Consider the following 14,514-nt stretch of genomic DNA (forward strand, 5'->3'; position numbering starts at 1 on the left):
CTGCGGCGGGCGGCGAGCCTCAGGCGGCGGCTGATCGGCGCAGCCGCCGCGTCGCCGGCCGGATCAGCAGCGACAGCGTGACGGCGGCCACGAACAGCGCGCCGAGGAGGGTGCCGAGCAGATGGCCCGTGCCGAGGGCCGTGTGCGTCAGATACGCGCCGAACAGGGCGCCGAGAGAGCCCGCCGGGTAGACCACGCGCTGGGCCGGGAGTCGGTCCGGAAGCCGTCGCAGGGCTGCCCAGGAAAGCGCGAGTCCGAGCAGGACGGAACCGAGAGCCTCCAGGATCACCACGGATCACCTCACGGACGGCGGGTGGGCGGATCTGGTCGTAGCCCGTCCTACCCGGACCGGCTGGAAAACAACCCTCCGGACCACCCGATCACCGCTGGACACACCGGCCCTGAAGGGGTACCGGGGCGGACACGCGGAAGGGCCCGGCGGGCGTCCCATCGCCCGCCGGGCCCTTCCGGCAGTCGGTGCCTAGAGCGCGCCGAAGCCCACGCGGCGCGTGGTCGGCTCGCCGATCTCGACATAGGCGATGCGGTCGGCCGGTACCAGCACCTTGCGTCCCTTGTCGTCGGTCAGGCTGAGCAGCTGCGCCTTGCCGGCCAGAGCGTCGGCGACCGACTGCTCGACCTCCTCGGCGGTCTGACCGCTCTCCAGAACGATCTCCCGGGGCGCGTGCTGCACGCCGATCTTGACCTCCACGGCTATGTCCCTCCGAACGGTCAGCGATGCGCGGTCAGCCGCGCCGTACGCAGCACACATTAGCCCGGTGAGGCGACGTCACACGGCTCAGCCGTGCACGCCCGCAGCGAACAGCGGGCGGACGGAGGCGTCACTGGCCTTCGCCGTGGCCCTCGGTCGAGTACAGCGGGAAGCCGGCGATGCCGCGCCAGGCCAGCGAGGTCAGCAGCTGGACCGCGGTGTCGCGCGGGATGCCCGAGCCGCTGGAGAGCCAGTACCGGGCGACCACCTGCGAGACGCCGCCTAGCCCCACGGCCAGCAGCATCGACTCGTCCTGCGACAGCCCGGTGTCCTCGGCGATCACCTCGGAGATGGCCTCCGCGCACTGCAGCGACACGCGCTCGACGCGCTCGCGCACGGCGGGTTCGTTCGTCAGGTCCGACTCGAAGACCAGCCGGAACGCTCCGCCCTCGTCCTCGACGTACGCGAAGTACGCGTCCATCGTGGCCGCGACCCGCTGCTTGTTGTCCGTCGTCGACGCCAGGGCGCCGCGCACGGCCTGCAGCAGTGCCTCGCAGTGCTGGTCCAGCAGTGCCAGGTAGAGCTCCAGCTTCCCGGGGAAGTGCTGGTAGAGCACCGGCTTGCTGACGCCGGCGCGCTCCGCGATGTCGTCCATCGCCGCCGAGTGGTACCCCTGCGCGACGAAGACTTCCTGGGCCGCGCCGAGGAGCTGGTTGCGTCGGGCACGGCGCGGCAGGCGCGTGCCTCGCGGGCGCGCCGCCTCTGTCTGCTCGATGGCTGTCACGCCGCCTCCCACGTTCGATGTCACAAGCACAGTGTTCCGTGCGTGCGCTCTGCGCTCGCGCCCGCCATCGTACTTTTGAGTAACCGTGGTGCGCGCGGTGCGGGCGCAGAATTTCACGTACCGGACGTCCGCGGTAGGTGGTGGCCCCAAGAAACCGAACAGATCAGCGGTAGTCCTCCTCGTCGAGAGCCACCACCCTGGCCTGTTCGAGGGCGTCCGCCTCGTTCGCCTTGGCCGGGTCGATACGCGTCAGCGGCTCGTCCCCGACCGGCCGCACCTCGGTGTGCTGCTCTGCGGCGTCGGCCTCGGGCGTCTCCTCGTCGAGCTCCTCCAGCTCCTCGATTTCGTTCGGCGTCCCCTGGTCGTCCTCCGTGAAGGTCTCCGGGTCCGTCGGGTCGGCAGCCATCTGGATCCCTTTCCTTTGCGGCGTGCAGCCAGGAGCGAGTACCCCGTAATCGAGCCTATGAGCATGCTCGGCCGGACGCTATGCGATGTGTGATGCCGAACACAGGTTCCGGCACGTGATCGTCTCGTAACATTGCCCCCATGTCTTCGACCGAGCTGCCGGGAACCCGTGCCGCAGACCCGGCTCCGCGGATCCGCTCCGTGCGGGTCGCCGAGGGGGAGGAGCTCCGCTCCGTGGCGCTCCCCGGTCTGACGCTCACGGTGCGCGCCCGTCCGCCCGCCAGGGCCGGGCTGCCCCCGGCGCTCTTCGTCCACGGACTGGGCGGCTCGTCGCAGAACTGGACGTCGATGATGGCGGCGCTGGAGGACACGGTGGACGGCGAGGCCGTCGACCTGCCCGGATTCGGGGACTCCCCGCCGCCCGACGACGGCAACTACACGATCACCGCCCACGCCCGGGCGGTGATCCGGCTGCTCGACGCGAGCGGACGCGGACCCGTCCACCTGCTCGGGAACTCGCTGGGCGGCGCCGTCGTCACCCGGGTCGCGGCCGTCCGGCCCGATCTGGTCAGCACCCTCACCCTGGTCTCGCCCGCGCTGCCCGAGCTCCGCGCCCAGCGCAGTGCCTGGCCCACCGCGGCACTCGGGCTGCCCGGCGTCGCCCCGCTGTTCCAGCGGCTGACGCGCGGCTGGACGGCCGAGATGCGGGTCCGCGGTGTGCTGGCCCTCTGTTACGGGGATCCGGGCCGGGTGACCGACGAGGCCCTCCTGCACGCGGTGGAGGAGATGGAGCGCCGGATGGCACTGCCCTACTTCTGGGACGCCATGGCCCGTTCCGCGCGCGGCATCCTCGACGCGTACACGCTGGGGGGCCAGCACGGTCTGTGGCGCCAGGCGGAGCGGGTGCTCGCACCGACGCTGCTGGTCTACGGCTGCCGGGACCAACTGGTCTCGTACCGCATGGCGCGCAGGGCGAGTGCCGCGTTCCGCGACTCGCGGCTCCTGACCCTCCCGGACGCGGGCCACGTCGCCATGATGGAGTATCCGGAGACGGTCGCAGAGGCCGTACGGCAACTACTCGACGACAGCACGAGGAGCTGATCCGGGGCGTGGGACGACACAGCCGCAAGGGCCCCGCACCCAAGGCCGACGCAACCGGGAGCACTTCCGGCGGCGCCGCGGCCTCGCCCGCGGGTTCGGGCACCGGGCGGCGCAGGCGGAGCGGCTCGCCGGAGCACTCGGGTCCTGCCGCCGACGGCACACCGGCGCACGGCGTACCGCAGGTGCGCGGCGGTCACCCACAGCAGTACGAGACGGGCGGCGGCTGGGGCGGCCAGCCCGCGGCAGCCGGGCGCTACGGCGACTGGCAGGGCGTCCCGCGCGGCCACACCGCCGCCACCACGGGCCGGCACCCGGGCGCGTCGTCCACCGCCACGACCGGACAGTCCCCGGCCTTCCCGCCGGGCCAGCGGCAGCGGCCGCCGATCGGTGCGGGCGCCCGGATCCCCGGCCCGCGCCGGGAGTTCGTGGAGGCCTTCGACCCGCAGCCGCCCGCAGGCGAGCGGCCGCAGGACGCTGAGGCCGCGTCCGACGACGGCGGTGACGACGATTCCCCCGCCAAACACGCCCGCGGCCGTACGGTCACCGGCGTCGCGGCCGCGGCGGTGACGACCGTCCTCGCGGTGGTGGTCGCCGGGCAGGTCACCGACACCGGGCCCGCGTCCACCGCCACCCAGGCCGCCGAGGGCGCCGAGCGGATCACGGAGGACGGCGCTTCCCGCTCGGACCAGCGCGTGGTGCCGCCGCAGCGGGCGGTGCCGGCCGCACCCGCAGCGCCGCCCACGTACGCACAGTTGATGACCCGGCAGTTCCCGCTCGACCCCAAGCTCAAGGGCTCGGGGAAGTTCGAGGCCGTCCCCGGCCTCGACCGGGCGCCCGGCAAGGGCCGGAAGGTGCGCTACCGGGTGGACGTCGAGCAGGGACTCGGTCTGGACGGAAAGCTGTTCGCGGACGCCGTCCAGAAGACCCTCAACGACGAGCGCAGTTGGGCACACGGCGGCGCCATGAGCTTCGAACGGGTCTCCTCGGGAGAGCCCGAGTTCGTCATCACGCTGGCGAGCCCGGGCACCACCGCGACCTGGTGCGCCAAGTCGAGCCTCGACACGACCGTCGACAACGTGTCCTGCGACTCCGCCTCCACCGAGCGCGTGATGATCAACGCGTACCGCTGGGCCCAGGGCTCGGAGACGTACGGCGCCAAGGCGATGCTGTCCTACCGCCAGATGCTCATCAACCACGAGGTCGGTCACCGTCTCGGCCACGGCCATGTGAACTGCCGCACACCGGGCGCACTCGCCCCCGTGATGCAGCAGCAGACGAAGTCGCTGGACATCGGCGGGATCAAGTGCCGCCCCAACCCGTGGGCACATCCGGGGGATTGATCCGCGAACCCCGGTGGCGGCGCTCCGGCTCGCGTGCGCACCCCTCGCCGAACGCGTCGGCGAAGCCTGTCCGTGGAGTGATACGGCCGTCTCGGGAGCCTTGCATCGCGCCGCGCGCCGTCCGCCCCTGGGTCGCAGCGAGGTCCAGATGGTCTTCCAGGACCCCGTCTCCTCGCTCGACCCGCGCCCGCTCGGTGGGCGAGTCGGTCGCCGACCGCTGCCGGCGGCGGGGCGGCAGGACGAGACGCGGATCAGAGCCGGGTGCGGGAGCTGATGGATCGGTTCGGTCTGGACCGGTACGCGAAGGAGCTGCTCGCGGCCGTGCCGGCGCCGGGGCCGGTGCCGGACCCGGAGCTCGCCGCGCCGCGCCGCGGCATGCGGAGGAAGCTCGCCGCGGTCTGACGGAACGTGACGGAAACCGCTTGTAGCGCGACCGAACGCTACGAGACGAGGAAAGTTACGTGCATTCACCCCTTCCGGTGGCGCGATGGACAACCGTCCGTCGCGCCACCGGCATATCCGCATAGCTTTTTCCCGCTGCGGCCGTCGGATCGAAGGCGGCCGGCCACACAGGAGATCGGGGGTGCACTCGTGCGGATCGGACTGCTCACGGACGGTGGTTATCCGTATGCGACGGGTCAGTCCAGGCTCTGGTGCGACCGGCTCGTGCGCGGGCTGGAGCAGCACGACTTCGACGTGTACGCCCTCAGCCGCTCCGCCCACCAGGAGGACCAGGGCTGGGTGGAACTCCCGCGCCAGGTTCAGCGGGTGCGGACGGCGCCCCTGTGGGCGCCCGAGGACGACGGGCGCACCTACGGCCGGCGCGAACGGCGCGTGTTCGCCGCCCACTTCGCCTCCCTCGCCCGTGCCGTCTGCTCCGACGGCGACCGCGAGGCGTTCGCCGAGGGGCTGTACGGGCTGGCCGGACTCGCCCGGGAGCGCGGCGGACTGTACGCGGCGCTGCGCTCCGAACTGGCCGTGCGCACACTGGAGTCCGCCTGCCGCGCCCCCGGCGCACGCAGGGCCGTGCACACCGCCGCGGTCCCCGACTACCTCGCCTTCGCCGACGAGCTCGAGCGCGCTCTGCGCCCGCTCTCGCTCGACTGGTACGGCGACGCCTCCCTAGGCTCGGTCGACCTCTGCCACGCCGCGTCCGGCGGCACGGCCGCCCTGCCCGGGCTTCTGGCCAAACGCTTCTTCGGGGTGCCGCTGCTGGTCACGGAGTACGGCGTGCAACTGCGCGCCCACTACCTCGCGGCCTACGACGCGCCCCTCGCCTCCCCCGTCCGCGCCCTGCTCGCCGCCTTCCACGGGTGCCTCGCCTCGGAGGTCTACCGACAGGCGTCCGTGATCACCCCCGGGAACACCCACGCCAGACGCTGGCAGGAGAAGTGCGGCGCCGACCCGGCCCGGTTGCGCACGGTCTACCCCGGCATGGACGCCGAGCGCTTCACCGCGGTGGGGGAGGGGGACGACTCCGGCGACCCGCACACCCTCGTCTGGGTCGGCCGCGTCGAGCCGGCCAAGGACCTCGTGGCACTGCTCCACGCCTTCGCCGAGGTGCGCAAGGAGGAGCCCGAGGCGCGGCTGCGGATTCTGGGCGCCCCCGTGACGGGTCCCGAGTCCGGCGCCTATCTCGCGCACTGCAGGGCCCTGGCCGCGCAGCTCTTCCCCGACGAGGCCGCGGACGCACACGCGGTCGGCGACAACCCCGTCTCGTTCGAGGAGATAGGCGGCCCGGAGGCCCCTGACCTCGCCGAAGCCTATGCCGCCGGGGCGGTGATCGTTCTGTCCAGCGTCGTCGAGGGCTTCCCGATCAGCCTCGTCGAGGCGATGTTCTGCGGCCGGGCGACCGTGTCCACCGATGTCGGCGCGGTCGTCGAGGTCATCGGCGGTACGGGGCTCGTCGTCCCTCCGCGCAACCCCCGGGCGCTCGCGGACGCCTGTCTGGCACTGCTGCGCGACCCCGAACGCCGTGAACGGCTCGGTGCCGCGGCCCGCGCCCGGGCGCTCGAACTCTTCACGGTCGAGCAGAACCTCGCCGCGTTCCGCGGCATCTATCTGGAGCTCATCTCCCACAGCCCGGTCCACCGCGACTCGGACGCCGTCGACGGCGACGGTGAGCCCGTCCCCTTCGCCACCCCGGCGGAGGCGCATGTCCCCGGTCACTGGACCGGCGGCCGCACCCGTCCCAGCTGGGCGGACCCCGCATCCATCACCACCGCGGCCGCACCAGGAGGGCCCGATGTCTGACCCCACCGCCGCCACCCCGGCCGGCAGAACCATCACCGCGCGGCAGCCCGGGTCCGAGCGCCGCCCGGTCGCCGTGGCCGACGCTCCCCGGCGGCCCGCAGGCGCCGGGGCGCGCGGCGCCCGCTCACCGGAACCGGCGGCCAAGGAGCGAACCCCGGGCGGAACCGGCGCGGCTCGGGCCAGGACCGGCCGTCGCGGGCCCGCCGACCCGGTGAAGGCGCTGATGCACCGCCACCGCGAACTGTGCGAACGGGCCGTCGATCCGCTGGGGATCGCCGCCGGTCTGGAGGCCCACGGAGTCACCGACCGGACCGCGGCCCGCTTCCGGCACCGCGATGTGTTCTCGCTCGCCGAGGAGCTCTACGCCCGGGTGCCGCGAGGCGACGGGAGTCCGCCGCCCGCGGGGGACGAGGAAGCGGGGGCACGCCCCGCGCCTCTGGTCTCCGCGCTGGCACCGGGCGCGGTGGCCGTCCTCACTGTGGTCGGCCTCCGTCTCACCGACGGCGTGGCCCGGCCGGCAGTGGGAGCGGCCGGGGCGGTGGGGCTGGCCGTCGCGCTCGCCTGGAGTCTGCGGCGCGGGCCCCTGCGCGCCCCGGGGCGCACGGTGCCGGTGACGCGGCTCCTGGTGTGCTGGCTCGTGGCGTACGCCCTCCTCGGCGACGGGCTGCTCGCCGGACTCGTCGCCGGTGGGCCCGACGGGCCCTGGCCGCCCGCGGCCGGGCCGATCGCGGGCCTCGCCTTCGCCGTGGCGCCCGCCGCCTGGACCGCACGGATGTTCTCCGCCCAGGCGCGGCGCAGGCTGGGCGGCAGCAGAGGGCTCGAGGAGTTCGCCGCGGGCGCACGGCCCCTCCTGCTCGGCGCCGTGGCCCTCCACACCGGCTGCCTCATCGCCCTGCTCGTCCTGACGTCCCTCGTGCTGCCCGTGGCTCTCGCCTCGGCCGTCGCCCTAGGCCTGCTGCTGTTCCTCGCCCGGCTGCTCACCGTGCACGGCTTCCCGCACGCCGCCGCGGCCGGCCTCGGCCTCGCCTGCGCCGGCGAGATGCTGGCGCTGGCCGCGGTCCTCGGCGGACGCCTCCCAGGTTGCGCCTCCCTCGCCCGGCCCGTCGAGGCGGCGGTGGACGCCTGGGGTCCCGCCGCCGTGCCCGCCCTCGTGTGCGGCGCCGTCGCCGTCGGGCTGCTGGTCCACGCGACCGCCGCCCTCTCGCGGGCCTCGGCCCACACCACATGACCTCCCCCACGCACTCCCGCGGAGCCGACGCCGCGGGCGTATCCCACCACCGCACGATCCCCCGAGGAGACAGACGACAATGACCCCGCAACACCCAGCACCGGCCCGTCGGCCGCGAGGAGCCGCGCGATGAGGGTGCTGCTGCTCGGAGCAAACGGATTCCTCGGCCGGTTCGTCGCCGACCGGTTGCTGGCCGACCCGGCCGTGCATCTGACCGCGCTGGGGCGCGGTGACGATGCCGACGTACGGTTCGACCTCGCGGGCGGCAGCCCGGGGGCGCTCACCCGGTTCCTGGACGCCGTCCACCCGGGAGTCGTGATCAACTGCGCGGGTGCCACCCGCGGGGGCGCCCGCGACCTCACCCGGCACAACACGGTGGCCGTGGCCACCGTCTGCGAGGCCATGCGACGCAGCGGCTGCGACGCCCGGCTCGTCCAGCTCGGCTGCGCCTCCGAGTACGGGCCCTCGCAGCCCGGCTCCTCCACCCCCGAGGACGCCGTGCCGCGCCCCGGCGGGCCGTACGGCGTGTCCAAGCTCGCGGCGACCGAGCTGGTCCTCGGGTCCGGGCTGGACGCGGTCGTCCTGCGGGTGTTCTCGCCCGTCGGGCCCGGAACCCCGGCCGGCTCACCGCTCGGCCGGCTGGCCGAGGCCATGCGCCGGGCCATGCAGGCCGGTGACGGCGAGTTGAAGCTCAGCGGGCTCGGCGTCCAGCGCGACTTCGTCGACGTGCGGGACGTGGCCCGCGCCGTCCACGCCGCCTCGCTCTCCGCCGCGCAGGGCGTCGTCAACATCGGAACCGGCCGTGCGGTGCGGCTGCGTGATGCCGCCGCGGTGCTCGCCCGGGTCGCCGGCTACGCGGGGGCACTGCACGAGCTGGACGGCGCGCCCCACCGCCCCGGGCACCCGGTCATCGGCGCCCCCCGGGGCCCCGAGTCCGTCCCGGAGCAGCTGGGCGCCACGCCCTACCCCTACCCCGACGGCTGCGGCAGCTGGCAGCAGGCGGACGTACGAACCGCCCGCGACCGCCTGGGCTGGCGGCCGCGGATCAACCTGGAGGAGTCCCTCGCGGACATCTGGATGGAGGCGGCATGCCGCATCTGATCAGCACGGACCGCGCACTCTCCGCCACGGGCGCCGACCGGCTCGGTTTCGGTGTCCCGGGCTACGCCCACCCTCTGGTCGCCCCGGTCGAATGGGCCGAGCTGACCAGACCGGGCACGCCGCTGCACTGGGCCGTCCTCAATGTCTCGGACGGCCCGGGCAGCAGACCCGACCCGCACTGTCTGGAGGCGGCGGGCAAGCTCACCAACGCCGGAGTCCGGGTGCTCGGACGCATCGACCTCGCCCACGGTGCCCGAACGTTCGGCGAGATCGTCTCCGACGCCCATCGCTACCTCGACTGGTACAAGGTCGGAGGGTTCCTGCTGGACCGCTGCCCGGTCGAGCAGGCGGACCTGCCACAGGTCCGCCGTGCGACGGCCACGCTGGAGGCCGTTCTCGACGGTGGGCACATCGTCCTGGGCCACGGCGAGCATCCGCATCCCGGATACGCGGAGGTGGCCGATCAGCTCGTCACCTTCTCCGGCGCGTGGACCGACTACCGCTGGTCGCAGGTGGCGGAGTGGACGGCCGACCATCCGCCGGAGCGGTTCGTGCACTTCGTGCACGGGGTGCCCCGGACCCATCTGGACGAGGCGATGAGGATCGCCCGCTGGCAGGGTGCGGGAACGATCTTCTTCACCGACCGTTCGGACACGGGCAGGGGACAGAACGGGGCATTCGACTCGTTGCCCGGCTACTGGGACGAAATTGTCTCGCGGATTGGACCGGGTGTCTCGGAATGAGAGGGCGCGTGGCACTGTTACAGCCAGAACAACCGTACTGACGCAACCACCAACGACGGAGTCCCCGTGTCGCTGCCACCCCTGGTCGAGCCGGCTGCCGAGCTCACCGTAGACGAGGTCCGCAGGTACTCCCGCCACCTGATCATCCCGGATGTCGGGATGGACGGGCAGAAGCGGCTGAAGAACGCCAAGGTGCTCTGTGTGGGCGCCGGTGGCCTCGGCTCGCCTGCGCTGATGTACCTGGCGGCGGCCGGTGTCGGCACGCTCGGCATCGTGGAGTTCGACGAGGTCGACGAGTCGAACCTGCAGCGTCAGATCATCCACAGCCAGTCGGACATCGGCCGCTCCAAGGCCGAGTCCGCGCGTGACAGCGTCAAGGGCATCAACCCGTACGTCAACGTGGTCCTTCACGAAGAGCGGCTCGAGGCCGAGAACGTGATGGACATCTTCAGTCAGTACGACCTCATCGTCGACGGCACGGACAACTTCGCCACCCGCTACCTGGTGAACGACGCGTGCGTGCTGCTCAACAAGCCGTACGTATGGGGGTCGATCTACCGCTTCGACGGCCAGGCCTCGGTGTTCTGGTCCGAGCACGGCCCCTGCTACCGCTGCCTGTACCCGGAGCCCCCGCCGCCCGGCATGGTGCCCTCCTGCGCCGAGGGCGGTGTGCTGGGCGTGCTCTGCGCGTCCATCGGCTCCATCCAGGTCAACGAGGCCATCAAGCTGCTCGCCGGCATCGGCGAGCCGCTGGTCGGCCGCCTGATGATCTACGACGCCCTGGAGATGCAGTACCGCCAGGTGAAGGTCCGCAAGGACCCGAACTGCGCGGTCTGCGGCGAGAACCCGACCGTCACGGAGCTCATCGACTACGAGGCCTTCTGCGGCGTCGTGTCCGAGGAGGCCCAGGAGGCGGCGCTCGGCTCCACGATCACTCCGAAGCAGCTCAAGGAGTGGATCGACGACGGCGAGAACATCGACATCATCGACGTCCGCGAGCCGAACGAGTACGAGATCGTCTCGATCCCCGGCGCGCGTCTGATCCCGAAGAACGAGTTCCTGATGGGCACCGCCCTCCAGGACCTGCCGCAGGACAGGAAGATCGTCCTGCACTGCAAGACAGGTGTCCGCAGTGCGGAAGTCCTCGCGGTGCTCAAGTCCGCCGGCTTCGCCGACGCCGTCCACGTCGGCGGAGGCGTCATCGGCTGGGTCAACCAGATCGAGCCGGACAAGCCGGTCTACTAGACCCGCGCTCCGGAGCAAGGGGCCGGCCCGCTGGGCCGGCCCTTTCGCATGAGCGGACGGGCCCGCGGGCGGTGCCTCTTCCTCTGCGCCACAGGCGGGTGCGCGGGCACCTAGCCGCAGGTCCTGCCGTCCTCCGGGACCTTCCCGTCCAGCAGGTAGCCGTCCACGATCCCCGTCACGCATCCGTTCGACGGGGTGTAGCCGCCATGACCCTCGCCCTTGTTGGTGAGCAGGACGCCGACCCCCTCGCCCAGTTCGTCCGCCATCCGCCGGGCGCCCTCGTACGGCGTCGCCGGGTCGCCGGTCGTGCCCACGACCAGGATCGGGCCCGCGCCCTTCGCGCTGGTCTCGGGCGTCTCGTGCTCCCCGGGGACCGGCCAGTCCGCGCACCACCCCGCCGTGTCCCAGGCCAGGAACGGACCGAACACCGGAGATATCCGCTCGAACTCCGGCAGGAGGGCCTTCGCCTCGGCCGGGGTCGGACGCTGCTTGGCGTCCGCGCACGATATCGCCCGCTGCGAATGGCTCTGCGTGCCGTAACTGCCGTCCGGCTCACGGTCGTTGTAGGAGTCCGCCAGGGCGAGCAGTCGCGCTCCGCGACCGCGCTCCTCCGCCTCAGTCAGGGCAGCGGTGAGGTCGGGCCACATGGTCTGCGAGTAGAGGGGCAGCACGATTCCGGTGAGTGCGAGGCTCTGGTTCAGCTCGCGGCCGTTGCCCGCCGGCAGCGGCTCCCTGTCGATCCGCTCCAGCAGCGCCGCTATCCGGGCGGTGCCCCGCTTCGGGTCCTCGCCCCTGCTCTTCAGGTAGTTGTCCAGGGCCCGCTGGAAGCCGGTGGTCTGGTTGCGGGCGTGCCCCACGGCGTCCGCCGTCGGGTCGACCACCGCGTCCAGCACCGTCCGTCCCACGTTCGCCGGGAACAGATGGGCGTACGTGCCGCCGAGCTGGGTGCCGTACGAGATGCCGAAGTAGTTGAGCTTGCGGTCGCCCAGGACATGGCGGACCAGATCCATGTCCCGCGCGGCGTTCGCCGTGCCCACATGGGGGAGGACCTTTCCGGCGCGGCGCTCGCAGCCCTCGCCGAAGTCCCTGGCGTCCGCGAAGTAGGCCGCCTCCTCGGCTGCCGTGTCGGGAGTGAGGTCGACGCGCTCGGCGGCCTCCTCCGTGCCCGCGTCGTCGCGGCACACCACGCCCGAGCTCTCCGACACCCCGCGCGGATCGAAACCCACCAGGTCGTAGCGCGAGTTGAGCTTCTCGTACTCCGCGGACGCACGGGGCAGCAGATCAACGCCGGAGACTCCGGGGCCGCCGAAGTTGAACAGGAGCGAACCCAGGCGTTCGTCCTCGTCGCGCGCCGGGCGGCGGATCAGTGCCACGGAGATCGTCTCGCCGTCCGGGGCGCCGTAGTCGAGCGGTACCTTCACCGACGCGCAGGTCCAGCCCTCCTGGTCCGCGCAGGGTTGCCACCGCGGACGCTGCTTCGTGAGCGCGTCGGGGAGCCCCTGGGCGGCGTCGCCCTGCTTCACCGGGACGGAGGGGGCGGGACGGCCCTTGCCGTCCCCGCCCGCGCCATCGCCGGCGTCACAGGCCGCGAGCAGCCCGCCGGCCAGTGCCAGCGCCACGGCCGCCGCGGCCGGCCTCGTACGCAAAGACATTCCTGCCCCCCGTGCATTCGCCCTGTCCGTTCACTGCTGCGCCATCCTAGGCGCCGTCACTGACAGTGACGGTGGGAACCGGGTGGTGGTGGTCCGGCCCGTCGGTGCCGGCCGTCCGTCAGCGGCAGACGGTGCCGGAGGCCGGGACCTTCCCGTTCAGCAGGTACTGGTCCACCGCGCTCGCCACGCACTTGTTGCCGCTGTTGTAGGCGCCGTGGCCCTCGCCCTCGTACGTCAGCTCGACCCCGACGCCCTTGCCGAGCGCCTGGACCATGGCCCGGGCGCCCTCGTACGGGGTGGCCGGGTCGCCGGTGTTGCCGATGACGACGATCGGGGCCGCCCCGGCCGCGCTGACGTCGGGCGTCTCCCACTGCCCGGGCACCGGCCAGTGGTTGCAGCCCATCAGACCCCAGCCGAGGTATTCGCCGAAGATCGGCGAGGCCTCGCGGAACTCGGGGAGCCGGGCCTTCGTCTCCTCCATGGAGTACCGCTCCTTGAAGTCGACGCAGTTGATGGCCGCGTTGGCGGCCTGGAGATTGCTGTACTGCCCCTCCCTGTTGCGGCCGTTCATCGCGTCCGACAGGGCGAGGAGCAGGGCGCCGTTGCCGCCGTCCGCCTCGTCGAGCCCCTGCTCCAGCAACGGCCAGTACTCCTTCGAGTACAGGGCCTGGGCAATGCCGTTGGTGGCCTGGGTCTGGGTGAGTTCGCGGTCGCCGATGCCGGGGATCGGCTTCTTCTCCAGCCGGTTCTGGAGGTCGATGACGAACTGCTGGATCTCCTCGGGGGTGCTGCCCGGCAGTTGGCAGGCGTCCCCGCGGGCCACGCAGTCCTCGGCGAAGTTGGTGAACGCCAGCTGGAAGCCCCTGGCCTGGCCGAGCGAGCCCTCCACCGCGGTGCTCGTCGGGTCGACCACCGCGTCGAAGACCGCCCGCCCGACGTTCTTGGGGAAGAGGTGGGCGTAGACGCCGCCGAGTTCCGTTCCGTAGGAGATGCCGAAGTAGTGGAGCTTGTCGTCGCCGAGGACCTGGCGCATCAGATCCATGTCCCGGGCGGCGTTGGTGGTGCCGACGTGGGGCAGATCCGCGCCGGAGTTCTCCTCGCAGGCGGAGTCGTACCTGTTCAGGTTGTCGCTGTACGTCTTCTCCTCGGCGCTGTCGTCCGGGGTGGCGTCCTGGGCGTAGTACTCGTCCAGCTCCGGGTCGTCGAGGCACTCGACGGGCTGGCTGCGGCCGACGCCCCGGGGGTCGAAGCTCACCAGGTCGTAGCGGGCGCGCAGCCGCTCGAAGTCCTGCGCCGCCGCGGGCAGGGTACTGACCCCGGAACCGCCGGGGCCGCCGAAGTTGAAGATCAGCGAGCCGATCCGGTTGGCCTGGTCACGGGCCTTGGCCCGGATGAGTGCCAGCTCGATGGTTTCGCCCTCGGGCTTCGCCCAGTCGCGCGGGACCTCCATGAAGGAGCACTCCCACTTGGTGCCGCCCGGCAGCGGCGACGGTGCGGTGCCGCCGCCCTCGGCCTCCGAGGGGGCCGGACACGGCTTCCAGTCGAGGTTCTGGCTGCCGAGGTCCCGGTCGCGCTCCTCCTCGCTCCCGCCCCCGCCGCCGTCGCCGTCGGAGCAGCCGGCGGTGACGAGGAGCATGGTGGCGGTCGCGGCGGCGAGCAGGGTGCCGGCACGCCGTGCGGCACCGCCGCGGCGGTGCGGGCGCCCGCTGGGGCTCGCGCCGGGCCCCTCGTCGGCCCGTGCGGCGCCGTCCGGACGAGGTGCCGGGGTGTCCCCGTCCCGGCCGTGCGCCTCCGGCTGGCCGGGGTCGTCGGTGTCTCGTCCGTCGCCGCCGGAGTCGGGGCCGGCGGCGTGGCGGCCGGTGGGGGAGGTCGGCATGCCCCCATCCTGCGGCCCCGTGCGGCGCTCCGCCTGTCGGCGGGGACCGTGAAGGGCGCCGGAGACCCCGCCCTGCG

Annotated in this window: 14 protein-coding genes and 1 pseudogene; 9 read left to right on the top strand and 6 right to left on the bottom strand. The window is 72.8% G+C overall.

Annotation, left to right across the window (positions count from 1 at the left end; all coding sequences use genetic code 11):
* Positions 1–19: 19 nt before the first annotated feature.
* From BLT82_RS04680 to BLT82_RS04695, 4 genes are all read right to left on the bottom strand, one after another.
* Entirely contained in the window at positions 20–289 is a 270-nt protein-coding gene (locus BLT82_RS04680; RefSeq protein WP_093652692.1) for a hypothetical protein, read from the bottom strand.
* A gap of 192 nt (positions 290–481) precedes the next feature.
* Positions 482–709 (bottom strand): DUF3107 domain-containing protein, encoded by a 228-nt coding sequence (locus tag BLT82_RS04685; RefSeq protein ID WP_208867702.1) that lies wholly within the window; start codon positions 707–709, stop codon positions 482–484.
* 130 nt (positions 710–839) lie between these two features.
* On the bottom strand, positions 840–1,493 hold the full coding sequence (locus BLT82_RS04690; RefSeq protein WP_093652693.1) for a TetR/AcrR family transcriptional regulator: 654 nt from the start codon (positions 1,491–1,493) through the stop codon (positions 840–842).
* A 163-nt stretch (positions 1,494–1,656) separates the two neighbouring features.
* Positions 1,657–1,899, bottom strand: a complete 243-nt coding sequence (locus tag BLT82_RS04695; protein ID WP_093652511.1) for a hypothetical protein — start codon at positions 1,897–1,899, stop codon at positions 1,657–1,659.
* Positions 1,900–2,039: 140 nt separating this feature from the next.
* Here BLT82_RS04695 and BLT82_RS04700 point away from each other — a divergent pair, with 140 nt between their 5' ends.
* The 9 genes and pseudogenes from BLT82_RS04700 (at position 2,040) to moeZ (ending at position 10,909) form a co-directional block, all read left to right on the top strand.
* Positions 2,040–2,999 (top strand): alpha/beta fold hydrolase, encoded by a 960-nt coding sequence (locus BLT82_RS04700; protein ID WP_093652512.1) that lies wholly within the window; start codon positions 2,040–2,042, stop codon positions 2,997–2,999.
* A gap of 8 nt (positions 3,000–3,007) precedes the next feature.
* Complete coding sequence (locus BLT82_RS04705; RefSeq protein WP_093652513.1) at positions 3,008–4,339, top strand: DUF3152 domain-containing protein; 1,332 nt, start codon at positions 3,008–3,010, stop codon at positions 4,337–4,339.
* Positions 4,340–4,433: 94 nt separating this feature from the next.
* Positions 4,434–4,633: pseudogene (locus BLT82_RS38775) on the top strand (ABC transporter ATP-binding protein); the annotation flags it as partial.
* On the top strand, positions 4,613–4,741 hold the full coding sequence (locus tag BLT82_RS38535; RefSeq protein ID WP_280142448.1) for a hypothetical protein: 129 nt from the start codon (positions 4,613–4,615) through the stop codon (positions 4,739–4,741). The pseudogene BLT82_RS38775 and the gene BLT82_RS38535, both read left to right, overlap by 21 nt.
* 189 nt (positions 4,742–4,930) lie before the next feature.
* On the top strand, positions 4,931–6,592 hold the full coding sequence (gene pelF, locus BLT82_RS04710; RefSeq protein WP_093652514.1) for a GT4 family glycosyltransferase PelF: 1,662 nt from the start codon (positions 4,931–4,933) through the stop codon (positions 6,590–6,592).
* Positions 6,585–7,820 carry a hypothetical protein gene (locus tag BLT82_RS04715; protein WP_093652515.1) on the top strand — a complete coding sequence of 412 codons (1,236 nt, stop codon included), beginning with the start codon at positions 6,585–6,587 and terminating at the stop codon, positions 7,818–7,820. The genes pelF and BLT82_RS04715 overlap by 8 nt, the downstream gene beginning before the upstream one ends.
* 129 nt (positions 7,821–7,949) lie before the next feature.
* Positions 7,950–8,921 (top strand): NAD-dependent epimerase/dehydratase family protein, encoded by a 972-nt coding sequence (locus BLT82_RS04720; protein WP_093652516.1) that lies wholly within the window; start codon positions 7,950–7,952, stop codon positions 8,919–8,921.
* Entirely contained in the window at positions 8,909–9,664 is a 756-nt protein-coding gene (locus tag BLT82_RS04725) for a spherulation-specific family 4 protein (RefSeq protein ID WP_093652517.1), read from the top strand. Before BLT82_RS04720 ends, BLT82_RS04725 begins: the two co-directional genes overlap by 13 nt.
* A gap of 66 nt (positions 9,665–9,730) precedes the next feature.
* Positions 9,731–10,909 carry an adenylyltransferase/sulfurtransferase MoeZ gene (gene moeZ / locus BLT82_RS04730; RefSeq protein WP_093652518.1) on the top strand — a complete coding sequence of 393 codons (1,179 nt, stop codon included), beginning with the start codon at positions 9,731–9,733 and terminating at the stop codon, positions 10,907–10,909.
* Between the two features lie 110 nt (positions 10,910–11,019).
* Here moeZ and BLT82_RS04735 read toward each other — a convergent pair whose 3' ends face one another.
* Together BLT82_RS04735 and BLT82_RS04740 are read right to left on the bottom strand one after the other, a co-directional pair.
* A complete protein-coding gene (locus tag BLT82_RS04735) occupies positions 11,020–12,561 on the bottom strand; it encodes an alpha/beta hydrolase (protein WP_208867703.1) in 1,542 nt (513 codons plus the stop codon).
* 118 nt (positions 12,562–12,679) lie between these two features.
* Positions 12,680–14,437, bottom strand: coding sequence for an alpha/beta hydrolase (locus BLT82_RS04740; protein WP_093652519.1), 1,758 nt, complete (start codon positions 14,435–14,437; stop codon positions 12,680–12,682).
* Positions 14,438–14,514: the final 77 nt, after the last annotated feature.

The sequence above is a fragment of the Streptomyces wuyuanensis genome (assembly GCF_900103455.1).
Lineage (GTDB): Bacteria > Actinomycetota > Actinomycetes > Streptomycetales > Streptomycetaceae > Streptomyces > Streptomyces wuyuanensis.

What these genes read in the sequence shown, in the direction of transcription:
- BLT82_RS38535 (WP_280142448.1), top strand. Translation starts at nt 4,613, where the DNA reads ATGGATCGGTTCGGTCTGGACCGGTACGCGAAGGAGCTGCTCGCGGCC.
- BLT82_RS04695 (WP_093652511.1), bottom strand. Translation starts at nt 1,899, where the DNA reads ATGGCTGCCGACCCGACGGACCCGGAGACCTTCACGGAGGACGACCAG.
- BLT82_RS04735 (WP_208867703.1), bottom strand. Translation starts at nt 12,561, where the DNA reads ATGTCTTTGCGTACGAGGCCGGCCGCGGCGGCCGTGGCGCTGGCACTG.
- BLT82_RS04700 (WP_093652512.1), top strand. Translation starts at nt 2,040, where the DNA reads ATGTCTTCGACCGAGCTGCCGGGAACCCGTGCCGCAGACCCGGCTCCG.
- BLT82_RS04740 (WP_093652519.1), bottom strand. Translation starts at nt 14,437, where the DNA reads ATGCCGACCTCCCCCACCGGCCGCCACGCCGCCGGCCCCGACTCCGGC.
- BLT82_RS04720 (WP_093652516.1), top strand. Translation starts at nt 7,950, where the DNA reads ATGAGGGTGCTGCTGCTCGGAGCAAACGGATTCCTCGGCCGGTTCGTC.
- BLT82_RS04725 (WP_093652517.1), top strand. Translation starts at nt 8,909, where the DNA reads ATGCCGCATCTGATCAGCACGGACCGCGCACTCTCCGCCACGGGCGCC.
- BLT82_RS04715 (WP_093652515.1), top strand. Translation starts at nt 6,585, where the DNA reads ATGTCTGACCCCACCGCCGCCACCCCGGCCGGCAGAACCATCACCGCG.